The sequence below is a fragment of the Sphingomonas sp. DMC6 genome (assembly GCF_056314225.1).
The window spans coordinates 502,369-527,963 of the sequence record NZ_JBQUYT010000001.1 but is presented as its reverse complement, the minus strand read 5'-3'; the positions used below and the strand labels follow the sequence as shown (position 1 = coordinate 527,963).

Here is a 25,595-nt window from a genome sequence, read left to right as displayed (position 1 = left end):
CGCGCGGCATGACTCAGTATCCTGCGCTTCGCCTTCGTCGCCCCCGCGCTTCCGGCTGGAGCCGGCGGATGCACGCGGAAAATGTGCTGACGCCCGCCGATCTGATCTGGCCGCTGTTCGTGACGGAAGGCGAGGCGGAGGAGCCGATCGCCTCTTTGCCGGGCGTGTCGCGCTGGGGACTGGGCGGGATCGTCGAGCGCGCGCGTGAGGCGCAGAGCCTGGGCATTCCGTGCCTGGCGCTGTTCCCCAACACACCGCGCGACCGCCGCACGGAGGACGGTCGCGAGGCGCTCAATCCCGACAATCTGATGTGCCGTGCCATCCGCGCGATCAAGGATGCGGTGCCGGATATCGGCGTGCTGACCGATGTCGCGCTCGATCCGTACACAACGCACGGTCATGACGGGATCGTCGATGCCGCCGGTTATGTATTGAACGACGAGACCGCGACGGTGCTGACCCAGCAGGCGCTGGTACAGGCAGAGGCGGGGGCCGACATCGTCGCGCCCAGCGACATGATGGACGGCCGCGTGGGCCAGATCCGGACCGCGCTGGAGGACGCCGGCCATGTCAACGTCCAGATTATGGCCTATGCCGCCAAATATGCGAGCGGCTTCTACGGTCCCTTCCGCGATGCGGTCGATACGCGCGGGCTGCTGAAGGGCGACAAGAAGACCTATCAGATGGACCCCGCCAATGCCGAGGAAGCGCTGCGCGAAGTCGCGCTAGACCTGGCCGAAGGTGCGGACAGCGTGATGGTGAAGCCGGGGTTGCCCTATCTGGACATCATAGTTCGTGTGAAGAATGCCTTTGAAGTCCCGGTGTTCGCGTATCAGGTATCGGGCGAATATGCGATGATCGAGGCGGCGGCGGCCGTGGGCGCGGGCGACCGCGATGCGCTTGTGCTCGAAACGCTGATGGCGTTCAAGCGGGCGGGGTGCTCGGGCGTGCTCACCTACCACGCGCCCCTGGCGGCGCGCTTGCTCGGCGCATGATCGAAACGGCGCGGTTGCTGCTGCGGCGACCGGAGCCGCGCGACTTTGAGGCGCTGCACGCCATGTGGAGCGACCCCGAAGTGATGCGCGAGCTTGGCCCGGTCAAGACGCGAGCCGACAGTGAAGCGACGATCGCACGCCATCTGGGCTATGGGGCAAGCCACGGCCTCGGCTTCTGGGTAGCCGAGCAGCTTGGCGACGGCGCCGTCGCGGGCTTTTGCGGTCTGAAGCCCGGTGCGCCCGATACGCCCATAGCGGACGAACTGGAGATCGGCTGGATGCTCGCCCGGTCCTTTTGGGGCAAGGGCTATGCCCGCGAGGCAGCCGAGGCGAGTATCGCCTGGGGATGGGCGAACCGGGATGCCCCACGCATCGTCGCGATCACCGCGGCGGCGAATAGCAAGAGCCGCGCGCTGATGACGCGGCTGGGTATGCACTGGTTCGCCGATTTCGATCATCCGGCATATCCGCCCGGGGAGCATCCCAGCGTTGCCTATGCAATCGAGCGCCCCTGATCGGCCAATCGTCGGCAGTTAGTCCCCGGCGAGGGCGTGGATTAACTGGCTGCGCCGCTGTTCCTGTGCCGAATCGATTTCGGTTGCGCGGGCGAGCGCCATATCAAGCGCGGGATAGGGTGCCTCACCGGCGGCGCCGCGTTCGATCGCCAGCCGGTCAAGGTCCGCAATGACCGATCTTGTGGGCGTGCGGAGATTGTCGAGCGCGCTCACCGCCGACTGCGCGATCAACCAGCGGTCTGAGCCTTCGGTGGCGCCGCGGGCATTGGCAACCTTTGTTTCCGCATCGCGGGTCGCGGCGAGGTAGGCGGCATTCGCTGAATCGAGCGCGGAGGACAATTGGCCGATTCGCCCGTCGAGAGTCGCGTCGGGTGTTGCGACAGGAGCCGGGCGCACGGGCTCGGCAAAGCCTTCGCCTTCGTTCGCCCGCGGCAATAAAGACGGATATTGCGTGGTGCTGTGGCTGCAGGCTGCCAGCAGCAGCAGCGGAAGGGCGCGGAGAAGGGGCGATTGCATGGGGATTGCCATATGCCTGTGGAAAAGTTGCTGCAACGGGGTTGCGCTCTTCAAAAAGCGCCTCTAAAGGCACGCCTCCACAGCGCGCCCGTAGCTCAGCTGGATAGAGCATCAGACTACGAATCTGAGGGTCGGACGTTCGAATCGTTCCGGGCGCGCCATTAAAAACCCCGCCGGCCAACTGGCCTGGCGGGGTTTTTATGTTTTGGGCTGCTTCAGTCGGCCGCGTCGAAGCTGTCGAGAATGTGTGCGCCGGCCATGAACACGGCGATCGGGCAGGCGGCGAACAGCAGCCAGCCGCCCCAGCCCGGATATTGGCCGAGATAGTGGACACCGCGCTCCACCGCGCCATTCGCCAGCCCGAATATGACGAGGAAAGCCTCGAACTTCGATTTGATGACGAACAGGCGGCTGACGCGGTACAACATGCCAAAGGTTAAGCAAGCCTCGGGCCAAGCCCGGAAAACCGCGGTTTCCGCCTTAACGGCTATGGTTGATTGTCAATTAATTCGACAATTCCCAGCGTCTCGAGCAGCGCGCGGCGGGCCTGTTCGATCCGGGCGACGAGCGCCGGGTCGCCGATCTCGTCCTGGCCGATCGATTCGGGCCAATATTCAGTGATAACGGCAGCGATGGCGTCCAGCCTGTCGGCATCGACCAGGAAACGCGAATCGATCGTCGAGGGATCTGCCACTACCCGCAGCCGCAGACAGGCAGGGCCGCCGCCATTGGCCATCGACTGACGCACATCGACCACTTCCAGCCGCCGAATCGGCCCGTTACCGGCAACATGGTCTTGCAGCCAGTTCCATACCGAGGGTGTGTCGCGTGCCTCGCCGGGGAGTACGAGGGCCATGCTGCCGTCCGGCATCGTGACCAGTTGGGCGTTGAACAGATAGGAGGCGATGGCATCGGCCAGGCTCACCTGCGCGGCCGGCACCTCGACGATTTCGACTTCGGGAAGCGCGGTGCGCAGCGCGTCGTAGAACCGCTCCTTGTCGGCAAAGGCGTGTTCATGCGTGAAGAGAACGCGGCCGTTGGCCACGGCGACGACATCATTGTGGAAGGCGCCGGCGGCGATCGCCTCCTCCGACTGCTGAACGAACAGCGTGCGACCGGGCGCGAGGCCATGACGGCGGGCGATGGCGGCGCTGGCATCGGGATGCTGACGGGCGGGGAAGGGGCCGCCCGAAATGCCATAGACGAACACCTCTACGCCCGGAGCATCGTGGGTAACGGCAAGCCGCATATGGTTGGCGGCGCCCTCGTCTCCAAAGGGCGCCGGCACCGGCCCATGCACTGCAAAGGCAGCGTCGGCGAAGGTGAGGCGGAGCTGGGCCAGCGTTTCCGGCCATTCATGGCTGCGGTGCGGCATCGTCACCAGATTGGCGACGCTAAGATGGCAGCGGCCATCGGCGGTATCCGGCGCGGGCGATACCGTGGCAGCATTGGCCGCCCACATCGCCGAGGCAGAAAGCGCCTGCGCCTGGGTGTGCGGCGGCGCATGCTCATAGCTGGTGCCGAGCTGCGCCAGCCAGCGATGGTCCGGCCGGACATGCGGCAGCAATATGCCCTGCGGCAGGCCGAGCGCCAGATTGGCCCGCATCTTGGCGATGCCCTGCAAGGCCGCAGCGCGCGGTTGCGAGACATGGCCGCGGTTGCGCGTGGCGGCGAGGTTGCCGTGGCTCAGCCCGGCATAATTGTGGCTCGGGCCGATAACGCCGTCGAAATTAATCTCTACCAGCATCAGCGCGCCACATGGAGAACCATGTCTCCCTCCTTCACATTCAGCGCCGCGGCGGCGACGGGGTCGATCACCACACCGCCTTCACTCGGCGTTATGCTGCCCAGCGTCGCCTGAAAGGTTGCAAGGCGGCCGGTTGCGATCAGCGCGGGTTCGCCGCCCGCCGCGATCGCGACGACTGGCGCCTCGGTAGCCTCGCGGATCGTCTTCACCTGGTCGGTGCGGGCCGTCATCGTCGGTCCACCATCGAAGATGTCAATATAGCTTTCAAACGCAAAGCCCTCATGTTCCAGCATTCGCATGGCCGCACGCCCCGAGGGATGGGGCAGGCCGATCACCGACCGCGCGCTCTCGCTGAGCATCGCGGTATAGACCGGGTGCTTCGGCATCAGATCGGCGATGAACTGGTTGCCATGGGTCGCGTTGAATTCGTCGGCCTGCTGGAAGCTCATGCCGAAAAATCGGCCTGCAACCCCGTCCCAGAAGGGCGAGCCCCCTGCCTCGTCGATAACCCCGCGTAGCTCGGCCAGAATGCGATCGGCAAAGCGCGCGCGGTGGCGGGCGATGAAGAGATAGCGGCTGCGCGCAAGCAGCAGGCCCAGCCCGCCGGCACGCTCGCCGGGGTGGAGGAACAGCCCGCCGACTTCGCTACATCCTTCCAGATCGTTGACCAGGCTGAGGATTTCCGCGCGAAACGTGCGCTTCAGCTCCTGGCTGTGTTTGGTCACGGTGCCGATGCGATAGCTGTAGAATGGCCAGGTCTGGCCGACGCGGGTGAAGATCTGGCAGGTGCCGCGCACTTCGCCTGTGTCGACATTCTCAAGGATCAGCACGAACAGATCGTCGTGTGCGTCCGAATCCTCGGCGCGTTCAAAGGCGAGGTGGCTGCGCTGGAGCTTCGCCTTGAGCGCTGTTTTTTCCGGGGGAAGATTCGTGAAGCCTCCGCCAGTTAGCTTCGCCATTTCGTACAGATGCTGAAGATCTTCGTCACGCGCGGCGCGGATGCGGAAGCTCATGGCCGGCCTCGCTCGATCAGGCGAAGGATGGTGAGGACGGAGAGCGCGGCGCGCTCGGGCAGGCTGTCCGGGATCAGAAATTCCTCCGACGAATGAATGGCGCCCCCGCGGGCGCCCATGGTGTCGACGACGGGCACGCCGCAAGCGGCGATGTTGTTGCCGTCGCAAACCCCGCCCGTGGCTTTCCACGTGACAGGAATGCCGAGATCGGCGCCCGCCTGCTGCACCAGCGCGAACAGCCGTTCTGCGCCGGGATCGATCGGCTTGGGCGGCCGGTTGAAGCTGCCGTGCAGCGTGATGCGGACATCGTGGTCAGCCGCAACTGCGGCGATCGCATCGTCGATCGCCGCCTGGGCGCGGGCGATGGCCTCGTGCGAATGCGGGCGGAAATTGACGCGCAGGATGGCGAGATCGGGTACGACATTGTTCGGCCCGCCGCCGTCGATCCGCGCCGGGTTCACCGAAAGGCCCGGCGCGCGCGCCTCGGCTAGCCGCACCGCGAGTGCAGCAGCAGCGACCAGCGCGTTGCGCCCCTCTTCGGGATTGCGGCCGGCATGGGCGCTGCGGCCATGGACCGTCAGCGAGAAATTGCCGGTACCGGCACGGGCGCCGGCGAGCGTTCCGTCTGGAAGCGCCGGCTCATAGGTGAGCGCCGCCGCTTTGCCGCGCGCGGCGCGTTCGATCAGCGCGCGCGAGGAGAAGGAGCCGCTCTCCTCGTCCGAATTGATGACGACGGCATAGCCATAGCTCGACGCGGTCGGGCTTTGCTCGACTGCCTCCAGCGCGGCAAGCAACAGCGCCAGGCCGCCCTTCATATCGGCAGCGCCCGGTGCATTCAGCCTTCCGTCCGCCAGCCATTGGCCCTTCTGGAAGGGATGATCGACGCCGAACACCGTATCCATATGGCCGGTGAACAGCAGTTGCACCGGCGCTTCCGGCCGGACGACAAGATGCAGGTGGCGGCCATGCTCCAGCGGCTCGCACGCACCCGCCGGAGTCACGGTTTCGACCGGGTCGGGTGCTACCAGCGCCAGCTCGCCCGGCAGTACCGAAAATGCTTCGCCCAACAGATTCGCCATGGCAGCCAGCCCGGGGAGGTTCCGCGTGCCGCTGTTTACCGCGCACCATTTTTCTACCCGGCTGAGCATCGGTGCCGCCTGCGCATGCTCGACTGCCGCGCGTTCGATAGCCGTAAGCTCGCTCATGCCGCTTGGTAGCGCGGAAGCGGCGGGTTTGAACACCCCCGGCGCCGTTATGCATCTTTGCGTGCGGCATAGCCGCCGGTTCAGAAATCGACGACGAGTGCCGCCCGGCTGGTAGTGTCGGTGGTGGTGCGGCCGATGGGCGGCGCGCTTTCATATTGCATCGTGTAGCTGAGCTGCGCGGAGAGCGGCCCGATCAGCCGGGCGAGCAGCGCCGATTTGGCCGAGACCGTGCTGTTCTGCTTCTCGATATAGGCCGATGCAGTCTGCGTTACCGAAATGCCGCGCGACAATTTCCAGCCGAAATCGAGCGATCCGCGCGCGGCGATGTTGTTTTCGACCGGCTCGCCGATGAAGCGCGTGTAGCGATAAGCAGGCCCAAGCTCGAGATCGAGCTTTACGGACGAATTCTTGATCGCGCTGTAGCCGGCGCCGGTCGATACCGACACACGATCGCTGAAGCCGGAGAAGCGATCGCTTTCCCACTGTGCCGCACCGTAGAGATAGGCGCGGCTGTCGAACTTCCAGTTCGGCTCATAGGCGGCGAGATAGCGTTCGCGCGTGGTGACGCCCAGGCTCTCTTGATAATCGGCCTGCAGCCGCACCTTGTGCCGCCACTCCACACCTTCGCGGCGCAGTTCCACCGCTGCCGTCACGCCGACATTTTCGGTGTTGCCGGTGGTGAGATAGCCGCCGAGTTCGGCATGGCCCTTCACCAGATCGAAGAAATGCGACTCCCGCAATTTCTGTTGCGCGAGTTCCCTGCGGCGGTTGCGCCAGTCGGCGGCAAGTTTCGCAACCAGCGGGGCGCTGGCGGGGTCGGCCGTCTGGGCATATTTTACGATGACCGCGACATCGCTCTCGCTACCCGCCTTCATGGCCGCGTCCAGCATCGACTTTATCGTCGCCGGGATGACCGGCGGATCGTCGGTGTTGGCAAGCAACAGCGGCAGGACAAGAAGCAGGGCGCGCATTGCTTTCGTCCTAGCCACAGATTTTTGTCGCCAAAAGGGCAGGAAGTCGCAACCATGCAACCGTTGGCCGCTTCCGCAGTGTTTTTGCGGCGGACTGCAGCGCGTCAGGCGGCGGCGCGAGCGTTCGCGGCGATTGTTTCGCCGAGTTGGTGGCCCGACAGCCACGCCAGTTCCACGCGCGGCCCGCGCAGCCAGTCGCCGCAGGCGCCCAGTTGCAGGCGCGGATTCCACAAGATCGGCTTGCCGATGCCCGGTGTCATGGCGAAACGCCAGCGGTGCGCCGTTCTGTGCCGCGTGGTCGGTACGACCGGTCCCTCGGCATGTTCGAGCAAGGCACGATGCAGCATGGCGGCCACCACTTCCGCATCGGCATCGATATGCGTCGCTGACCACGAGCCCTGCGCCTGCACCACCCAGCGTTCGCCGTCCGGGCGGGCAGGGCGGGCGTTGTCACGCGCGGCCCAGCCGATGATCCCGCTTTGCCGGATCGTGTCGGCGGCGATGGGCAGCCGGCCTTCAAAGGCGATCATCGCGGTCCAGCAGGGTTGCGAGCGTGCCGCCATGGCGTCAGCCGCCATCATCAGGTCGTGCGTGCCCAGAAATGCCGCCGCCTGCTCGGCCGGCAGCGCGACGACTGCGGCATCGAACGGGCCGTGCTGGCTGTCCTCCAGCCGGGCGGTCCAGCCGGTCGGGCCGCGTGTGAGAGCAACGACGTGATGGCCGAACCGCGTGTCATGTGCCGCGGCCATATGTCCCAGCGGTGCATTCATCGCCGGAGTGCCAACCCAGGCATCGAATCCCGCCTCCGGCCAGGGCGCGGCCAGGCCAAGCTCTCCCCACAGGGCCACCTGCCGGCGAAACAGCGGGTCACGCACGGTGAAATATTGCGCGCCATGGTCGAACTGCAACTGCCCGTCCGGGAGCGTAATGCGCCGGGTGGACATGCGCCCGCCGGCGCCGCCGCCCTTGTCGAACAGCGTGACGCGATGGCCGGCGGCCTGCAGCCGGTCGGCGCAGGCGAGGCCCGCAATGCCCGCACCGAGGATCACCACATCCATGGCCGTGGCCCGGTCGTTCAATAGCCCATCAGCGAAAGCAGCTCGGACCGGCTGCTCTTGTCGTCGAGGAAGCAGCCGAGCAGGCGGCTGGTGACCATGCCGACGCCGGGCGTCCGAACGCCGCGCCCGGTCATGCAGCCATGCTGCGCGTCGATCACCACTGCGACGCCGGCGGGCTGGAGGTGGTCCCAGATCGCCTGTGCGACCTGCGCCGTCAGGCGTTCCTGGATCTGCAGGCGATTGGCATAGCCCTGCAGCACGCGCGCGAGCTTGGAGATGCCGACCACCCGGTTGCGCGGCAGATACGCGATCGACGCCTTGCCGGTGATCGGCGCCAGATGATGTTCGCAATGCGACTGGAAGGGAATGTCGCGCAGCAGGACGATTTCGTCATAGCCGGCGACTTCCTCGAACGTGCGCGCGAGGTGCAGGCCTGGATCTTCCTCATAGCCCTGACAATATTCGCGCCACGCCTTGGCATAGCGGCGGGGCGTATCGACCAAGCCTTCGCGATCGGGGTCTTCGCCTACCCAGCGGATCAGGGTTCGCACCGCTTCCTGCACCGCTTCGGGCACTTCGGCGTCTTCGGGGCGTTCCCGTTCCAGCTTGTTGAAGATGAAGTTCATCGCGCCTACCTTCCGCTTCGCGCGGCGCGGTCCCACGCGCCTGTTGTTTTCGAGCGTTGTTTTCATCGGCGTACGGGTGCTAGCCAGCAAGCTGCACCAAAGGGTACCGGACGTCGCGACCCAGAGCATGCAGAAGGCAACACCATGCCCCTTGCCGAAATGATCGCCGGTAGCGCCGTTGCCGCAGTTCTCAGCAATCCACGCCTGCCGGACAATCCCATTGTGGAATGCAACGAAGCCTTTGTGGCGCTGACCGGCTATGCGCGCGAAGAGATTCTCGGGCGCAATTGCCGCTTCCTGTCCGGCGACCGCACGGAGCCCTGGTTGAGCGAAGCGCTTAGCGCCGGGGTGCGCGAGAAGCGGCCGGTGATGGTGGAAATCCTCAATTACAAGAAGGACGGCACCCCGTTTCGCAACGCCGTGCTGGTCGCGCCGATTTTCGGTGCGGATGGCGAGCTGGAATATTTCCTCGGCTCGCAGATGGAAATCGAGGACCAGGGCGAGGGCGGCAAGAGCCGTTCGGCGGCTGCACGCGAACGGATAGAGGGCCTGTCCCCCCGCCAGCGCAGCGTGCTGATCGCGATGGCGGCGGGGAAGCTCAACAAGCAGATCGCCTATGACCTTGGCCTCACCGAGCGGACGATCAAGATGCATCGCGCGGCGATGTTCAAGGCGCTGGGCGTCCGCACCGCGGCGGACGCAGTGCGGATGGCGATCGAAGCCGGCTACTGAGCGGCCGGCCGTCGCAGGCCGAGCCATGCCGCCAGCGGTCCGGCCTGCGTCCTGACCAGCCATTCCAGCGCGACCATCATGCCCAGCGTGATGCCGAACATCGGCATCAGCACCGCGAGCAGCAACACCAGGCCGACCAGTGCCCAGCTATGGCGCAGCGGGCCTCTGCTGGCGGGGGCACCGAGCGCCCCCTGCGGCCGCCGCCGCCACCACAGTATGATGCTCGAGAGCGCCAGCGTGACGAGGCCGATCAGCACCGCCAGGTTCACCAGCTGGTTGGCGAGGCCGGCCCAGGCGCCCTCATGCACCGCGACACCGAAGCCAACCACGCGATCGATCCAGTGGCGCTGGGCGAAGGTCACGGTGCCGATCACGCTGCCATCGCCGGCGAGTTGGACCTGCACGCGCCGGGTGCGGTCCTCGGCCTGCGACTGGGCGAGCCAGCGGCCATGCGGGCTGGTCGGCGGGCTCACCTCTGCCGGCGCGGCGAGCCCCAGCGTGCTCGCCCGCCGCACCACCGCGTCGAGTGATCCGGCCGCCGGCTTGACATGCGGCATTGCCATGCCGCCATGTTCGGCGTGCTCGCCCATCATCATCCGCGCGCCCTTGTCGAGCTCGGCGCGCGCCTTCGCATCGGCTTCCGATCCGGCCGACCAGTCCTGCCGCGCGACCGCAGTGCCGGTGAGCGTGCGGACCTCCCGCAGATAGTCGCCCCAGTTCTTCGCCCAGGGCAGTCCGGACAGGATCAGGAACAGCGCGCCGATGGTGATCCACAGCCCCGTCACCGCGTGCAGGTCGCGCCAGAAACGCTGTCGGCCCTGGCGAAGGCGCGGATAGACCAGACCGGCAAGCCCGACGTGATTGCCCTTGCGCGGCCACCACAGGAATAGCCCCGTGATCAGCATCACGATCGTCCAGCAGGCGGCGATTTCGACTAGCGCCGATCCCCAGCGTCCGGCGAGCAGCTCCCCGTGCAGCCGGAACAGCACGCGCATGAAGCGGCTCTCCTCGGGCACCGCCTTCAGCACCGCGCCGCTTTGCGGATGCACCCAGACGCGCGTCTCGTCTTTGTCGACGCCGACCAGCAGTTGCACGGCGTCGTCTGGGCTTTCGGGCAGCACATATTTGTGCAGCACCGATCCCGGCACCGCCGCCGTGCCCGCCGCAACGATGCGCGACGGCGCCAGCATCGGCTGGCCGGCGGCGGCGACATGGCGATAGGGCGCGTAGAGCCAGTCCTCGATCTGCGGCTTGAACAGGTAGAGTCCGCCCGTCACCGACAGCCACAGCACGAACGGCACGCAGTACAGCCCGGCATAGAAATGCCAGCGCCACACCGCGCGATACCATGCTTCCTGACGCATCGTTGCTGCTCCGGCCTTCATAGTTTCCACCCTGCCTCGATCAGGAAGCTGCGCTGGGGATAAGGATGATAGACCCAGGCGCGGTCGTTGGTGATGTTGTCGACGCCCGCGCTCAGGCGAAGCTGGCGGGTTGCCTGCCAGTTCACCCGCGCATCGAGCGCGAACAGTTCGGACGTGTAGCCATAGGTGTCGCCGCGTTGCAGCCCGAACAGATCGGTGTTGGGGCGGCTGGCATAGCGTGCGCCGATCGAGGCGAGCACGGTCGGCGTCACCTGATAGCGGAGATTGGCGTTCAGCCGCCAGCGCGGGATGCGCGGGAACTGCACGCCATCGGCGGCGGGGGCGCTGGTGTTGCGCACCGTCTTCGAATCGATCCAGGCCGCGTTGGCATCGACATCCAGTCCCGGCAGCACCTCGCGCGCCTCGACGATCAGCTCGCTGCCGACCTGCCGGGTCACGTCGATATTCTTGAAGGTCGAGGTGGTGACGCCATTCTGGTTGAAACCGGTGAACTGGAAGATCGTGTCGTTCACGCGCTGCCAGAATAGCGATCCGGTCAGCTTCACCCTGCCGAAGCGATGCCCGACCAGCAGGTTGGCGTCGGTCGACCGCTCCGGCTTCAGGTTGGGGTCGAAGCTGTTGACGTTAAAGCTGCCGTCGCCGTTCAGGCTGCCCTGGTACAGCTCACCCACGGTGGGAAAGCGCGTTGCCTTGGCCAGGCTCAGTTGCACACTGGTGCCGTCCTGCCGCCATTCCACCGAGAATTTGGGATCAAGCTTGCTGTCGTGCCGGGCGGCATAGCTGCCATAGACCGGCTGGCCCGCTGCGGTACCGGTGCCGGTACGGCCGATCAGTCCGTCATAGGCCCGCCAGTCCTCGATCCGCCCGCCCAGGGTAAAGGTAAAGGCGTCGACCGGCAGCCGTGCCTCCGCCCAGCCGGAGAACTGTCGCGTCTTGCCGGCGGTACGGCTGGAGAAGATCGCGCCCGCGTCGCTCCGCCAGCTTGGAAGTGTGTCGTTGATCAGGTCGGTCTGGTAGAGGCTCGCGGTCACCCCCGCGGCGAGCGCCAGCGGGCCGGCCTTGCCATCGAGCGAAAGATCGGCGGTGTACCAGGCGGTCGGTCCCTGCCGCGCCAGCGTGCCGGCACCGCCGGACGCGCCGGTTGCATAGCTGTTCGAGGTGAAGCCATCCGACCGCGCGATCTGGTAGGTCGACAGGTTGAGCTTGGCCGTCACGGTGCGGCCGATCGGGGCGGCGAGCTTCACGCCGGCCAGATATTCGTCGCGAACCGTGCGCGACCAGCGCGCACCGCTGGCGTTCCAGCTCCGGCCCAGCGTCTGCACCAGTCCTTCGCAGACCTTGTTGCCCACCGCATCGCGGAGATAGCATTCGGGCGCATATTGCGCGTCGAGATTGTGCCAATAGGCGAATAGCGCCTCGCCGGTGATGGTGTTGCCGTCATAGCCGATGCGCAGCTTGCCCTGGTCCTGGGTGATGCTCGCGGGGCTTTGCCCCACCGCGATCGGGCTCGCTGCGGTGCCTGGCGCGCCGGGGATTGCCTGTCCCTTGTCGATCACCGCACCGGTGACCGGCGTTCCGCCCGATCCGCTGGCGGGTGTCAGACCGTACCACATCATTGGCTGACCATCGTTGCGGAAATGGCGACCCGACACGCGCAGCGACCAGGGCCCGTCCTTCTGGCGCCAGCCGAAGCCCGCTTCGCCCGACCAGCCGAGATAGGTCGTGTCGGTGCCATATTGGCGATAGGGCTGGGCGAGCCCCTGAACGGTGGCGAACGCCTCGGTCTTTTCTGGTGAGCGGGTGGTGATGTTGACCACGCCGCCCATCGAATTGCCCGCATATCGCGCCGAATAGGGGCCATAGACGATGTCGAACTGCTCGACCTCACCCGGGCCTACCACGCCCCATTTCGGCGTGAAGTTGAACGAATTGCCCAGGAAGTTGGAGACGACGAAGCCGTCGACCATCACCAGCGTGCGCGCGCTCTGCGCCGAATGGGTACCGCGAAAGCCGGGCAAGCCGTTCGAATCCCCAGCAAAGCGCTTCCGCACGAAGAAATCGGGCGCGTATTTCATCAGGTCTTCGACATTCTGGGCGTTGACACCGGCGAACTGGTCCGCGCCCAGGCTGACCGACAGGCCTCGCGGATCGAGGCTGATCGGTGCGCTCGACTGGCCGACGATCAGGATGTTGTCGGCCTCGGTGGTAGGCCCTTCGGTCTGCGCCAGAGCGGCACCGAGCGGGAAGCAGGAAAAGGCAAGCGCTGTCGCCAGCGCCAGACGGGAATATTGCATGTAACGACACCTGTAGGGCGCGGGCGACGACGCACCCGCGCTCCGGAACAACGACCGGGACGCGGCAAGCGCCCCGGCGACGATTGGGATTTCAGGTGAAGCTGGGGGGACCGCGAAGCGGTGGCTGGAGGCGAGGCGGTGCGGCGATGTCCGGCGAGGCTGTCGGCGCCACACCGCGCGCGAGCACGAACGCGATCGCCTGTACCAGCAGTACCGGATCTGTACCGGCCATCGCAGCATGGCTGAGGCCACCGAACGGGCAGGCGGAGTCCTGGAGCTTGCGTTCCTGGCCCCGGTCTTCCTTGCCGGCCTGCATCGGGACGTCCATCGTCATCGCAGTAGCGCCGGCTGCCGAGCACATTGCCACCGTCAGCGTCTTGCCGGGCACGATCATATAGCCCTGCGGCACGATCGCACGCACGGCCAGCGCTGCGGCAATCAGCCACAACGCCAGAACCGGCCGCGCCCGTAGAAGCTTGCGTAATCTGCCCACGGCCGTGTCTCTAACGCCCGCAAGCGCGGGTGTCACCGGTCAGAATGTCCCACCCTATCCCCGTACGTCGAGATCGACATGCACGCGGATCGCGTCGTGGCGCCAATATTCCTGGTCATATTCGACGACGCGCCCGTCCGCTGCCAGGCTGGTGCGGACGACGAGCAACCCTGGCGTGCCCGGTTTTACGCCGAGCGCATCGGCCGCGAATTTCACCAGCGCGCAAGGCCGCATGTCGACGCGGTTGCGTGCTACCGTCAGGCCATAGACGCTGGTGAGGATGTGGGTCAGTGAACCGTCCAGCGAATGGTCCGGCAGCCCCGGCGCCAGCATCGGATCGACCATGATTCGTTCGACCAGCACCGCGCGGCCGTCGATCGAGCGGCGGCGGTGGATGTCGTAGAGCGGCGTGCCCGGCGCGGTGCGGAAGATATCGGCGACGGCAGGCGGGGCAGGAGTGGTTTCCTTGGCCAGCGTTTCCGTGGCCGGTACGCGGCCCTGTTCGGCGACATAGGACATGAAGCCGGACCAGCGGGTGGGATTATAGGTGACTGCCGGCGGCGATACATACCAGCCGCTGCGGTCGCGGCGATAGATCAGCCCCTCGGCTTCAAGCTGGAAAAGCGCTTCGCGGATGGTGCCGCGCGCGGCGCCGGTATCGCCTTGCAGCCGGCGTTCGGAAGGCAGGCGCGAGCCGGGGGGCAACCGACCCATCTCGATCCCTCTCGCGATCTGGTCACGCAGCGCGAGATATTGGGGCCCTTCGGAGGGCTCGCTGCGTGCGAGCGGCATTTCAACGTCGTTTCGCATGGTTCCCGTCAGGCGGAAGGGCTTGGACCGCATCATGGCCCGCAGCGAGATGGCAAGCCCTGCCCCCCGTGGTCAAGGCGAGAAAAAAGGGGGAGGCCGCATGACCTCCCCCCTGCAGGTTGCGGGCGTTGCCCCAGGGGATCAGTACACGTAGTTCAAACGCAGCAGATAGGTGCGGCCCGGCTCCATATAATCCTTCTGGTAGCTGGGGTTATCGCCCTTGGTCGTATAGTATTTCCAGTCGTCGAGCAGGTTGCCGACGTCGAAGTCCATCGAGATGTGCGGGTTGAACACGTAGCGCGTGTGCAGATCGACGCTGCGGTTGTGCTGCACCCACTTGTCCACGGCATTGTCGCGCAGGTCTTCGATATATTTGCCGCGGTAATTGTACGACAGCTTCATCTGGAAGCCGTACTTCTGATAGGTGAGCGCCGCGTTATACAGCACGTTCGGCGTATTGATGAACCGGATGGGATGGCCCTTGCGGTAATCCAGACCGGTTTCGGCCGAGCTGTGCTGCAGCGTGACATTGCCTTCGAAGCCGAAGCCGTCGAACGGCGAGATCAGACCCTGGAAATTCTTGATGAGGGTCAGTTCCATGCCGTAGATTTCGGCGCTCTGGCCGTTCTTCGGCTGGGTGATCACGACCGTGCCTGTTTGCGTCGGCGCATTGACCTGATTGCCGTTGGTGAAGATGAAATCGTCGATGTGCTTGTAGAAGGCCGTGCCGGACAGGATGCTGGTCGCGTCGGGATAATATTCCAGCGACAGATCGGCATTGTAGGATTTCGCCGGGCGCAGATCCGGGTTGCCGCGACTGATCGCGATGATCTCGTTGGTGCCCGGCTGGCGGGTAACTGACTCCCCGCCGGCGATGGAGCCATATTCGGGCGGCGAATAGCCGGTCCACAAGGCGCCGCGGAACGTGGTCTTGTCGTTCGGGCGCCAATTGGCCGTCACGCTCGGCAGGAAGACGGTATAGCCCTTGTTCGTGGTACCGAAGCCGCTGTTGTTGCCGTCATCGACCCAGAATTTGTTGAACGTGTCGCGATGCTCGACCCGCGCGCCGGCAATTACCTGAACGTCGTTGAACCGGAAATCGGCGAGGCCATAGCCGGCATAGATGTTTTCGGTGCTCCACTTGTCGCTGCTGAGGAGATCGGTGGCGGAGGCAGTGCTGCCCTGCACCTTGATCGCCGCGTCGATTGCATTCTGCACAGCCTGGCGATTGTAGATGTCGCCATAATAATATTGGCCGTTGAGCGTGCTGGTCACTTCCTTCAGCACCAGCCCAGACGCCTTCAGGTTCTTGCCGTCCAGCGGCGTGCCGCTGAAGTCGCCGCTCCATACCGGCGTATAGTCGTAGTGGCGCTTCGAGCGGATCCACTTGGCGCCCGCCTGCAGGTGATCGAGCACGCCGCCTACATCGTAGCGCGCATCGAACTTGGCGGCGAAGCGGTCGTCGGTCTGCTTCCAGCGGTCGAGGCTGGCGCCGTCGAGCGGCAACAGGCTGGAGTCATGTTCGACGAACTGGGCGAACGCCGGCAGGCTGGCGTGCGGGAAGCGCGGGTCGTTCGAGACCCAGTCGATGCCCGTCGCGTTCAGCGGATAGGTGCAGTGGTCGCAATTATAGCTGATCGAATAATTGTCCGGTGCCTGACGCAGGCCGCCGCTGTAGCTGAGGTCATAGGTCAGCGTGAGCTTGTTGAGCTTTGAGGTGCCGCCCAGGTTGATCGTGGCCAGCGTCTGGTTGACGTCGATCACGCTCATGTTGCGCGCAAACTGGAACTGCTGCGGGTTCCACACGCCCGAACGGCCGTTGAGCGACCAGTACTGGTTCGAGTTGCGGTCGGCATCGGTAATCACGCCGTCGCCGTCTACGTCGACGATCTGCGCCGTCGTGTAGCTGTAGATGCGGCCCTTCGGCCCGGTGCCGATGACCGCCTTGTCTGGCTGGATCAGCGACGTGTCGTCCGGGTTCACCTGAGTCAGGCGCTTCGATTTGCGGTTGCGGTAATCGGTGGTGTCGTTGGTGCCGACCAGTTCCTGGCGTGCAATCTGCCCGCGCAGATAGAGCTGGGTGGTGTCACCGTGATAGTCGAACGAGAAGTTGCCGCCATAGCGGGTCTGCTTCAGCCGGCGATAGTCGAGGTCGATGCCGGGCAGGTGCATGTTGGTCTGCGAAATCGTCTCGGTCGAGTTCTTCCGCCAGACATAGGGTTCCCACTCGCCATCATTTTCGGTTTCCTGGCCATTGCCGTGCGAGACGCCGTAATTGGCGGACAGGAAGAAGCCGAAGCGATCGTCGGCAAAGCGCTTACCGATATCGACCTGGCCCTGGTACAGCGCCGAATCCTCGCCCGCCGAATGGGCGCGGCCGTTCAAGCCCCCATTGGCATAGACGCGGAAGATCGAGTTCTTCGAGAAATCAAACGCGGTGGGGGTGCGGAAGTCGATCGAGCCGCCGATCGCATCACCGTCCATATCCGGCGTGAGCGTCTTCGACACGCGGATCGCAGCAAGGCCGTTGGGCGGCAGCACGCTCAGTGAAACGTCGCGGCTGCTGGGATCGGTCTGGGCGACGCGCACGCCGTTGATCGTGACGGCGTTATAGGTGCCCGACATGCCGCGAATGGTGACATATTCGCCTTCGCCGGTGTCCTGATTGACGATGACGTTGACGCCGGCGACGCGCGCCAGCGCATCGGCGACGTTCGCGTCGGGCATGCGGCCCAGGTCGTCGGCGCTGATATATTCGGAGACGTTGTCGGCTTTTTTCTTGGCGGCGATGGCGTTCGCGGTGCTCAGGCGCTGCCCGTTGATCAGCACCTCTTCCGGGCTGGTTTCGTTGCCCGACTGGCTCTGCGCCCAGGCGGGAGCGGCAGTCGCCGCGATCAGCGCCGCCGCTGCGGCACTATGCAAGATGCTCGATCGAACTGCGTGATGTCTGGTCATGGCTGTTCCCCTCTTCGAAATTCAGAACCTTTCGCCCCCTCCCGGGCAGAAGCAGGTCGCACGCCATCGCCGCCGCACCCGGGGTGCGACGCGGGTCGTTCGCGCCTGCGGCGATACGCTGCTTATCGACTGACCGACTCAACGTCGGTGCGAATTGGTCTGAACCAGTTTGCGATGACATCCGCATGACAGCGGCGCTTGGCCCGTGCGGATTTTTGGGCGGTTCTTTGATAAATGTCAGAGTCGACGAGGTTTTTTATTGGTCGCTCCAGAAACGAAAAAGCCCGGCCCGCGAAGGTCGCGAACCGGGCTTTCAGCTTTCGTTTGCCGTTGTCCGGGCTGGATTCAAGCGACGGTGCCAAGCAGCGACTCGAGTCGTTGCCGGTGACTTTCGAGATCGGGGACGGGCCAGTTGGGGTGCTTGCCCATGTCGTCGAATCGGCGAAGCTGGATCGCTTCTGCAAAGAAGGGTTCGGCCTCGAAGGCGATGACTTCGGCGTCGCGCATCGGGCCGCCCTGAAGCTCCAGGCTGAGCATCGATGCGCAGCTGAGGCCGGCAAGATAGGGCGGCTCGACCGCACATAAATAGCGTTTGGCGGCGACGTGAAGGCGCACGGGTTCGGTAACATCCTCGGAAAACCAGGTGCTTAGGAAGTGCGCGCCGGAAACCTCATGCCGTGCGTCGACATGGAGCGACTCGGCGGCATTGCCCGCATCGTCGAGGAACTGACCGACGTCGTGCAGCAGGCAGGCGGCGATCTGCGCGTCCGGGCAGCGGTTCCGCCGGGCAAGCTCGGCCGTCTGCAGCGCGTGCTGCAATTGTGAGGCATCCTCCCCGTAATGCTGCGCGCCGAACCGTTCGAAGAGCGCGAAAATCTGGTCGATGGCAGTAGCGGTCATGCGGCCTCACAGGGTTGGCGCGTACACCCCGGACGACGCAGTGCGGGCAGGGCCGGCACCGGATCGATTCGGAGTGTCGCAAGATTGTAGCGTATGTGGACTATACCAATGGCGGGGGCGCTAGCCTGTTTCTGCCGCTAGGGGAAGGGTCACATGAAGTCGACGAGACGGCATTTTCTGGAAGGGGCGGGCGCGGGCCTGGCGCTTGCCGGGCTGGTGGATCGCGCGCTGGCAATACCGGCGAATCGCGCAACCGGCAGCGTGAAGGACGTGAAGCACGTCGTCATCCATATGCAGGAAAACCGCTCCTTTGATCATTATTTCGGCATGCTGAGTGGTGTGCGCGGCTTCGGCGATCCGCGTCCGCTGCGCCTGCCGGGCGGGCGCAGCGTATGGGCGCAGCCGTCGAACCAGCACGGCGACAGTTATGTGCTGCCTTATCATGGCGACTCGAAGACGACGCGCTCGTTCAAGGTCGATGGTGCCGACCAGTCGCACCAGGAAAACATCCATATGTTCAACCGCGGCCGCTACGACCGCTGGGGGCATAGCGGCGAACTGCACAACCGGATGCTGCATTACGGCCCGGGCGATCTTCCTTTCTATTACGCGCTGGCCGACGCCTTCACCGTCTGCGACGCATATCACTGCTCGACCATGACGCAGACCTATCCGAACCGTCTGCATCTGTTCAGCGGGTGCAATGGTGGCGGCACGGTGGGCGGCGACCCGCAGATGCACAATTACGGCGAAGACGAAACGCCGAGCGCGGACATGCGTGAGGACAAGCGGCTAAGGCCGGATGCCTATCGCTGGACCACCTATGCCGAGCGGCTGCAGGCGGCGGGCGTATCCTGGAAAGTCTATCAGGAATACGACAATTTCGGCGACAATCTGCTGTCGGTATTCCCGCCGTTCCGGCCCTGCGACCCGACATCGGAACTCTATCGCCGCGGGCGATCGTGGGTGAGCGAGCACAAGACGGGCCCGGACCGGACCCGCTCCGACGGCGAGCAACTGGTGGCGGCGTTCCGGCGCGACATTGCTGCGGGGGAACTGCCCGCCGTTTCGTGGATCGTGACCGCGGCCGACCTGTCCGAACATCCCACTGCCGAACCGTCCAAGGGGGAGCATGTCACGGCCAAGCTGATCGAGGCGCTGGTCGACCACCCGGAAGTGTTCGCCAACACCGTGTTCCTGCTGATCTACGACGAGGCGGGCGGCTTTTTCGACCATAGCCCGCCGCCGGTGCCGCCGGTCGGCAGCTATCGCGGCTATTCCACCGTGCCCACCGATGGCGAGACCAAGCATTGGCCGGAGACGGGCGTGTTGTCCCCCGGCGCGCATCCGATCGGTCTGGGCATTCGGACGCCTGCCGTGATCGTGTCCCCCTGGAGCCGCGGGGGCTATGTCTGTTCGGAGCTGTTCGATCACACGTCGGTGCTCCAATTCGTCGAGAAATGCTTCGGCGTGGCGGAGCCCAACATCAGTGCATGGCGCCGTTCGGTATGCGGCGATCTGACTTCGGCATTTGATTTCGGACGGGAGCCGTCGGCGCCGCTGACGCCGAAGCTTCCGGCGACAGATGATTTCCGCGAGCGGGTCGCGCAGTCGCTGGCGGGAAGCGCCAACGCGATCCCCAAGGTGCAGGCCCCGACGGTGCAGATGCCCGGTCAGCGGCGCCATCGGCCCTTGCCCTATGCCGTCGATGCCGTGGCGATGGTTACGCCGCAGCGTCGGCTGCGGATTGAATTCGTCAACCGGGGAGCGGTCGGGGCCACCTTCACCGTCCATGACAATCAGGACCGGCAGGAGCCCTGGCACTTCACCATCGGGGCCGGCGATCGCCATGCCAGCGAGGCCTGGCACGAGGCAGGTCCGCTCACCGACTATGATCTGACGGTGCGGGGGCCGAACGGCTTCTGGCGCCGCTTTGCCGGGAGCCTCGATGCGGTTGCAGCCCGATGCGAGGTTGCGCTGGTGCAGCAGCCGGCACGCGGCTCGGTCGAGCTGTTGCTGCTCAACGACAGCGGCAAGCCACTCGCCTTCGATGCGGTGATGGATGCCGCCTATCCGGTCGAGGGCAATGCTGCGCGTCGGCTGGAGCTGGCGCCGGGACGGCATGGCAGCATTCTCTGGCCGCTCGCGAAGAGCGATCACTGGTACGACCTGACTGTCACTCTCGACGGTGAGCGCCATTTCCTGCGCCGCTTCGCCGGTAAGCTGGAAACGGGCAAGCCGGGACGGACCGATCCGGGCATCGGCACGATGCGGGTGACGGCATGATCGCCCGTGGCAAGGCGTTGCTGCTGGCGGCCTGTTGCCTGATGCTGGGTGCGGCGGGGCAGCGGCTGGATTCCGGCCCCTATGTGCCCGATGCGGACATGCCCGACGGTATCGCCATCCTGCCCCCGCCGCCGGCGCCGGACAGCGATGCGGCCAGGGCCGACGGCGCGATCTTTAGGAAGACGCGCGCGCTGGTCGGCACGCCGCGCTGGCGGATCGCCACCGACGACGTCACCAACGATCCGCTGGAACGCTATGGCTGCGCCATGGGGCTTCGGCTCGACGCGACCAAGGCGCCGGCGCTTGCCCATCTGCTGGATCGGATGGGAACCGGGCCGATCGTGGGGCGCGCCAAGGCCTATTATCAGGTGAAACGCCCCTATCTCGGCACCGATGCGCCGATCTGCGAAGCGAGGACGGCGCATCTCGCCGGCAATGGCGACTATCCTTCCGGCCACGCCGCCAATGGCTGGATGGAAGGGCTGGTCCTGGCGCAATTGCTGCCCGCGCGGGCAACGGCGATCCTCGCGCGCGCTCGTGCCTTTGGTGAAAGCCGCGTCGTGTGCGGATCGCATTCGTGGAGCGCGGTGCAGGCGGGGTGGACGGCCGGTTCGGTCGCGCTGGCGGCCTTGCAGTCCAGCCCCGCGTTCCAGCGCGACCTAGCAGCGGCATCGGCCGAGCTCGCGGCCATCCGACCCGCCAGCTTTCGCCCCGACTCGCAACGCTGCGCTGCGGAGGCGCATGCGCTGGCGGGCCGCCCGTGGTGATCGCCGCTGCGATTGGCTGGGGCTGGGCATTGCTGGCACCGGCGCCGGAGCGCCACTGGCATTTCGAGCCCGATTATCGCCTGGATCGTGCACCCGACTGGGTGGAAGGCGGCCCGCTTTCGCGCCTGCCGATGCTCAGCCCGCCGGAATGGGGGCCGCCGCGCCTGTTCGGGCTGCAGGCGAACGATGTTCGCAGCGACCTGCTGACGCTGGCCGAACCGGCATCGGGTGCGTTCAGTGTCGAGCTCTGGGTGGATGACCATGTCAATCACCCCGTCGGTGCGCTGATGGCGGGGGTGGGGGCTGATGGGAAGTTGGCCTGGTCGCTCGGCTATATGAGCGCGCTGGGCAACGACAAGTTCGCCGCGGGCGCCTCGCTGCGTTTCGGGCCTGTCGATGTGCATCCTGGCCGCGCCGGCGGACCCCTTTCGCCGTGGCGCAGCTATCTCCACCATCTGGTCGGTACCTATGACGGCCAGCGCTGGCGGCTGTATCACAATGGCGTTCTTGTGGCCGAGCAGGATGGCCCGCTGGCGCCGTTCTCGCGCCTGCACCTCGCGGGGTATCTGGGTAGCGAACCCTATATGCGACTCCCCAATCTGGTGCGGGACGCATGGTTGCACGATCATGCGCTTTCGCCCGCCGAGGTCGCGAACGCCTTTGCCGCGCGAAAGGCGGAGATCGTGACGGCGAGCCGGGGCAATGAACCCGGCCTGCGCTTTACCGCGGGCCCTTATCTGACACCACCGGGCGACCGCGAGCAGGCGCTGCTGTGGGAAACGAACCTGCCCGCCAGGGGCGCGGTGCAATGGGGCGAAACGGCGGCGTTCGGCCACGCACAGCAATTCACGGAGGCGGCCCGCCTGCACCGGATGACCATGCCGGGGCTGAAGCCCGATACCGGCTATTTCTATCGCGTCACCGCCCGCGCCGCCGACGGCACGGTGCTGGACAGCGGCGTGCTGCAATTTCGCACGATGCCTGCGGCAGGTGCGCCTTTGGTGTTTGCTGCGATGGGCGACACGCAGGAGCGGCCCTTCGTCAATTTCCATCTTTCCGAACTGGTCTGGCAGCAGCGCCCGCATTTTCTGGTGCTCGCCGGTGACCTGATCGGCGGCGAGGAGGACGAGCGGCGCTGGCATTGGACCGACGAGTTTTTTGTGGGGATGGGGCCGCTGGTTTCGCGCGTGCCGGTACTCGCTGCACGCGGCAATGGCGATGTCGATCTCGTCGATCCGGCGACCGACCGGCGCGTGTTCGACAATTTCTCGCGCTATCACAACCAGCCTGACGGCGGTCGTGGCTATTATGCCCGGCGCATCGGTGACGCCGAATTCTTCGTGCTGGATGGCAATCTGGCTATGCGTGAGCGCTGGGAGCCCGGCTTCCGCGCCGCCCAGCGCGCCTGGCTGGAGGCGGCGCTGCAGCGTTCGACGGCGCGGTGGAAGATCGCCGTCCACCACCAGCCGGCCTGGAGCGCCGACGACGATGATTATGGCGACAGCCGCGCCGGCGCTACCACCGCTGGCGATCCGGAGATCCGTCGCGATTTCGTCGATCTGTACGAGCGCTATGGCGTTGATCTGGTGCTGTCCGGCCATATCCACAGCTATGCACGGAGCTGGCCGTTGATCGGTGGCACACCTGTATGCGGCGGTGTCACCTATCTCCAGTTGGGCGGCGGCGGCGGGGATACGGAGCATGCCGCTGCGTTGCGACCGCCGCAAATCGCTGCGCTGTACGACGGGTTCCATGTCGGGCTGTTCCGGTTGTGGCGCGACACGCTCGATATCGAGATACGCGATCTGGGAGGAACGGTGCGCGACCGCCTGAATTTGAAGCCGCGCAGGGCCGGGATGCGCAATTGCGCGCCGGCATTGTCACAGGATCGTCGTGCACCCACCGCAATGCAGCGCCATACCGTAGGGAGCGCGCAATGACCGCAAACACGATTCCGGGCACGGCCAGAAGCGCCGGGCCGCTTACCTTGCTTCTGGGCGGACTTGCCGCCTTCAGCGCCTATTTCGCCATGTATGCCTTTCGCAAGCCGTTCGCGGCAGCGACCTATGCGGATGTCGCAGGCTGGCATTTTCTGGTCGATTACAAGACGACGCTGCTGATTGCGCAGGTGTTCGGCTATGCGCTTTCGAAGCTGGTAGGCGTGAAAGTGATCGCCGAATTCGGCCGGGTCGGGCGGGCGCGGCTGATCCTGCTGCTGATCGGCTCGGCCTGGGCGGCCCTGTTGCTGTTCGCGCTGCTGCCTGCACCGTGGAACGTCGTTTGCCTTTTCCTCAACGGGCTGCCGCTGGGGATGATCTGGGGTCTGGTCTTTTCCTATGTCGAGGGCCGGCGGGTCTCCGAACTGCTCGGTTCGATGCTCTGCGCCAGCTTCATCCTTTCCTCGGGCGTGGTGAAGTCGGTGGCGGTGCTGTTGCTGCACGCCGGCGTTGCGGAGCGTTGGATGCCGTTTGCGACGGGCGGTGCCTTTGTGCCGGTGCTGCTTGTTTCGCTCTGGTGGCTGGAACGCCTGCCGCCGCCCGATGCCCGCGATGTAGCCGAGCGGGTGGAGCGCGTGCCGATGCTGAAGGCAGACCGCGCAGCTTTCCTGCGCGCGCACGGGCTGTCGATGCTGCTGCTCGTCACCGGCTATGTGTTGCTGACCGCGATCCGGGATTTCCGCGACAATTTCGCTGCCGAGCTGTGGACGGCGATGGGCTTTGGCGGCGAGGCTTCGGTGTTTTCCGCGAGCGAACTGCCGGTCGCAGTGATCAGCCTGGCCGCGCTGGCCGCGCTGATGCTGGTGCGCGACAATCTGCGCGCCCTGCTGGCGATGCATGGGGCGATCATCCTGGGGGCCGTGGTGCTGGGGCTTTCGACGCTCGCTTTTCAGGCGGGACTGCTGGCGCCCTTGCCGTGGATGATCCTGACGGGCGCGGGCCTGTACCTGGCCTACACGCCGTTCAACGCGATGCTGTTCGACCGGATGATCGCGGCGACGAGCAAGCCGGGCAATGCGGGTTTTCTGATCTATGTCGCCGATGCCTCGGGCTATGTCGGCAGCGTCGCGCTGCTGCTGGTGCGCAGTCTTGCGGCACCGAAAATGGCCTGGCTGCAATTCTTCATCGGCATCAGTTACGGCACGGCGCTGCTCGTCGCCGGCGTGACGGTGGCGTCGGCGGTCACCTTTGTCTGGACGGCGGAGAGGAGGCGCGGGCGTGTCGCAGCATGATATAATCGTCGTCGGTGCCGGCATTGTCGGCCTCGCCCATGCGCTGGCGGCGGCTCGGCGCGGCAAGCGCGTGCTGGTGCTCGACCGGGACGCGCAGGCGAACGGCGCCTCGATCCGCAATTTCGGCTTCGTCACCGTCACGGGGCAGGAGCGGGGCCGGGTCTGGGAACTGGCGCGGCGCAGCGCGGCGATCTGGCGCGAGATTGCCGAACCTGCCGGCATCACGGTGGCGCAGGAAGGCCTGTTGCTGGTCGCACAGCGTGCCGAGGCCCAGCAGGTGCTCGATGCCTTTCTGGAAAGCGAAATGGGCCGCGAGTGTCGGCGGCTTGGCCCGGCGGAGCTCGCCGCCCACTGGCCGATGGTGCGGAACGCGCGCGCGGGGCTGACCAGTCCGTTCGATCTTCGCGTGGAATCGGTGCAGGCAATTCCCCGGCTCGCGGCGTGGCTGGCCGAGGCGCATGGCGTCGACTTCGCCTATGGCGTCGCCGTCCATGGCGTGGAAGCGGGGCGCGTCCATTCGACGATCGGCGTGCATCAGGCCGATGCCGTCATCGTCTGCCCCGGCGATGACTGGTCGACGCTGTTTCCGGAGGAGTACCGCGCCGCCGGTATCCAGCGCTGCAAACTGCAGATGCTGCGGCTGGCTGCGCCCGGCTGGCGCCTGGCATCGCCCGTGATGGCGGATCTCAGCATGGTGCGCTATCTGGGCTATGCCGATCTGCCCGAAGCGGCGGCGCTCCGCGCGCGGATCGAGGCAGAGCAGCCCGACATGTTGGCGCATGGCATTCATCTGATCGCCGTGCAGGCGCCCGACGGCACGCTGGTCGTGGGCGACAGCCATCACTATGCGCCGACGCCCGACCCGTTTTCGGCCGAGCCGGTCGATCGGCTGATCCTGCAGGCGTTCGAGGACGTGCTGGGCGCGCCGCCGGCCGTGCTGGCGCGCTGGACCGGAACCTATGCCTCGGCAGGCGGGCACAGCATCGTGCGAACACCGGCAGCGGGCGTGCGGCTGGTGGTTGTGACCAGCGGGACCGGCGCATCTACCAGCTTCGCGCTGGCCGAAGACGTAATCACTGACTTGTGGGGGAAATGAGG

The 25,595-nt window shown here is 65.7% G+C and carries 22 protein-coding genes and 1 tRNA gene; 9 read left to right on the top strand and 14 right to left on the bottom strand.

Features of this window, described 5'->3' with window-relative positions:
• Window positions 1-8 precede the first annotated feature (8 nt).
• Together hemB and ACT53M_RS02260 are read left to right on the top strand one after the other, a co-directional pair.
• Window positions 9-995, top strand: a complete 987-nt coding sequence (gene hemB / locus ACT53M_RS02265) for a porphobilinogen synthase (protein WP_476231199.1) — start codon at window positions 9-11, stop codon at window positions 993-995.
• The gene (locus ACT53M_RS02260) at window positions 992-1,510 is read left to right on the top strand and encodes a GNAT family N-acetyltransferase (protein WP_476231197.1); all 519 of its coding nucleotides are present in this window, start codon (window positions 992-994) and stop codon (window positions 1,508-1,510) included. The genes hemB and ACT53M_RS02260 overlap by 4 nt, the downstream gene beginning before the upstream one ends.
• Before the next feature lie 18 nt (window positions 1,511-1,528).
• On the opposite strand, the gene ACT53M_RS02255 is transcribed toward ACT53M_RS02260, so the two are convergent.
• Complete coding sequence (locus ACT53M_RS02255; RefSeq protein WP_476231196.1) at window positions 1,529-2,026, bottom strand: hypothetical protein; 498 nt, start codon at window positions 2,024-2,026, stop codon at window positions 1,529-1,531.
• Window positions 2,027-2,110: 84 nt separating this feature from the next.
• Here ACT53M_RS02255 and ACT53M_RS02250 point away from each other — a divergent pair.
• Window positions 2,111-2,187, top strand: a tRNA-Arg gene (locus ACT53M_RS02250).
• 54 nt (window positions 2,188-2,241) lie between these two features.
• Here ACT53M_RS02250 and ACT53M_RS02245 read toward each other — a convergent pair.
• The 7 genes from ACT53M_RS02245 to folE all read right to left on the bottom strand — a co-directional run bounded on the left by ACT53M_RS02245 (window position 2,242) and on the right by folE (window position 8,646).
• Window positions 2,242-2,454, bottom strand: a complete 213-nt coding sequence (locus tag ACT53M_RS02245; protein WP_476231195.1) for a hypothetical protein — start codon at window positions 2,452-2,454, stop codon at window positions 2,242-2,244.
• 59 nt (window positions 2,455-2,513) lie between these two features.
• Window positions 2,514-3,776 carry an N-succinylarginine dihydrolase gene (locus tag ACT53M_RS02240; RefSeq protein WP_476231575.1) on the bottom strand — a complete coding sequence of 421 codons (1,263 nt, stop codon included), beginning with the start codon at window positions 3,774-3,776 and terminating at the stop codon, window positions 2,514-2,516.
• Entirely contained in the window at window positions 3,773-4,786 is a 1,014-nt protein-coding gene (locus tag ACT53M_RS02235) for an arginine N-succinyltransferase (protein WP_476231194.1), read from the bottom strand. The genes ACT53M_RS02240 and ACT53M_RS02235 overlap by 4 nt, the downstream gene beginning before the upstream one ends.
• The gene (locus tag ACT53M_RS02230; protein ID WP_476231192.1) at window positions 4,783-5,991 is read right to left on the bottom strand and encodes a hydrolase; all 1,209 of its coding nucleotides are present in this window, start codon (window positions 5,989-5,991) and stop codon (window positions 4,783-4,785) included. Before ACT53M_RS02230 ends, ACT53M_RS02235 begins: the two co-directional genes overlap by 4 nt.
• A gap of 80 nt (window positions 5,992-6,071) precedes the next feature.
• A complete protein-coding gene (locus ACT53M_RS02225; RefSeq protein ID WP_476231190.1) occupies window positions 6,072-6,962 on the bottom strand; it encodes a DUF481 domain-containing protein in 891 nt (296 codons plus the stop codon).
• Between the two features lie 104 nt (window positions 6,963-7,066).
• Complete coding sequence (locus tag ACT53M_RS02220) at window positions 7,067-8,020, bottom strand: NAD(P)/FAD-dependent oxidoreductase (RefSeq protein ID WP_476231188.1); 954 nt, start codon at window positions 8,018-8,020, stop codon at window positions 7,067-7,069.
• A gap of 17 nt (window positions 8,021-8,037) precedes the next feature.
• Complete coding sequence (folE, locus tag ACT53M_RS02215; protein WP_476231186.1) at window positions 8,038-8,646, bottom strand: GTP cyclohydrolase I FolE; 609 nt, start codon at window positions 8,644-8,646, stop codon at window positions 8,038-8,040.
• 144 nt (window positions 8,647-8,790) lie between these two features.
• Here folE and ACT53M_RS02210 point away from each other — a divergent pair, with 144 nt between their 5' ends.
• The gene (locus ACT53M_RS02210; protein WP_476227699.1) at window positions 8,791-9,378 is read left to right on the top strand and encodes a response regulator transcription factor; all 588 of its coding nucleotides are present in this window, start codon (window positions 8,791-8,793) and stop codon (window positions 9,376-9,378) included.
• Here ACT53M_RS02210 and ACT53M_RS02205 read toward each other — a convergent pair.
• The 6 genes from ACT53M_RS02205 to ACT53M_RS02180 form a co-directional block, all read right to left on the bottom strand.
• On the bottom strand, window positions 9,372-10,742 hold the full coding sequence (locus ACT53M_RS02205; RefSeq protein WP_476231185.1) for a PepSY-associated TM helix domain-containing protein: 1,371 nt from the start codon (window positions 10,740-10,742) through the stop codon (window positions 9,372-9,374). The two genes, ACT53M_RS02210 and ACT53M_RS02205, sit on opposite strands and share 7 nt — an antisense overlap.
• 17 nt (window positions 10,743-10,759) lie before the next feature.
• Complete coding sequence (locus tag ACT53M_RS02200) at window positions 10,760-13,057, bottom strand: TonB-dependent receptor (RefSeq protein ID WP_476231183.1); 2,298 nt, start codon at window positions 13,055-13,057, stop codon at window positions 10,760-10,762.
• Window positions 13,058-13,148: 91 nt separating this feature from the next.
• Window positions 13,149-13,550, bottom strand: a complete 402-nt coding sequence (locus tag ACT53M_RS02195) for a DUF2946 family protein (RefSeq protein ID WP_476231181.1) — start codon at window positions 13,548-13,550, stop codon at window positions 13,149-13,151.
• Window positions 13,551-13,604: 54 nt separating this feature from the next.
• Entirely contained in the window at window positions 13,605-14,360 is a 756-nt protein-coding gene (locus ACT53M_RS02190; RefSeq protein ID WP_476231179.1) for a UTRA domain-containing protein, read from the bottom strand.
• 141 nt (window positions 14,361-14,501) lie between these two features.
• Complete coding sequence (locus tag ACT53M_RS02185; RefSeq protein ID WP_476231178.1) at window positions 14,502-17,315, bottom strand: TonB-dependent receptor; 2,814 nt, start codon at window positions 17,313-17,315, stop codon at window positions 14,502-14,504.
• Between the two features lie 345 nt (window positions 17,316-17,660).
• The gene (locus ACT53M_RS02180; RefSeq protein ID WP_476231177.1) at window positions 17,661-18,215 is read right to left on the bottom strand and encodes an HD domain-containing protein; all 555 of its coding nucleotides are present in this window, start codon (window positions 18,213-18,215) and stop codon (window positions 17,661-17,663) included.
• A 153-nt stretch (window positions 18,216-18,368) separates the two neighbouring features.
• On the opposite strand from ACT53M_RS02180, the gene ACT53M_RS02175 reads away from it, so the two are divergent.
• Genes ACT53M_RS02175 through ACT53M_RS02155 form a run of 5 tightly spaced genes read left to right on the top strand, consistent with a single transcriptional unit; the run spans window position 18,369 to window position 25,593 of the window.
• A complete protein-coding gene (locus ACT53M_RS02175; RefSeq protein ID WP_476231175.1) occupies window positions 18,369-20,501 on the top strand; it encodes a phosphocholine-specific phospholipase C in 2,133 nt (710 codons plus the stop codon).
• Window positions 20,498-21,268 (top strand): acid phosphatase, encoded by a 771-nt coding sequence (locus ACT53M_RS02170; RefSeq protein ID WP_476231173.1) that lies wholly within the window; start codon window positions 20,498-20,500, stop codon window positions 21,266-21,268. The genes ACT53M_RS02175 and ACT53M_RS02170 overlap by 4 nt, the downstream gene beginning before the upstream one ends.
• Entirely contained in the window at window positions 21,262-23,208 is a 1,947-nt protein-coding gene (locus ACT53M_RS02165) for a metallophosphoesterase (protein ID WP_476231171.1), read from the top strand. The genes ACT53M_RS02170 and ACT53M_RS02165 overlap by 7 nt, the downstream gene beginning before the upstream one ends.
• Window positions 23,205-24,497 (top strand): DUF5690 family protein, encoded by a 1,293-nt coding sequence (locus tag ACT53M_RS02160; protein WP_476231169.1) that lies wholly within the window; start codon window positions 23,205-23,207, stop codon window positions 24,495-24,497. The genes ACT53M_RS02165 and ACT53M_RS02160 overlap by 4 nt, the downstream gene beginning before the upstream one ends.
• Complete coding sequence (locus ACT53M_RS02155) at window positions 24,484-25,593, top strand: TIGR03364 family FAD-dependent oxidoreductase (protein ID WP_476231167.1); 1,110 nt, start codon at window positions 24,484-24,486, stop codon at window positions 25,591-25,593. The genes ACT53M_RS02160 and ACT53M_RS02155 overlap by 14 nt, the downstream gene beginning before the upstream one ends.
• Window positions 25,594-25,595: the final 2 nt, after the last annotated feature.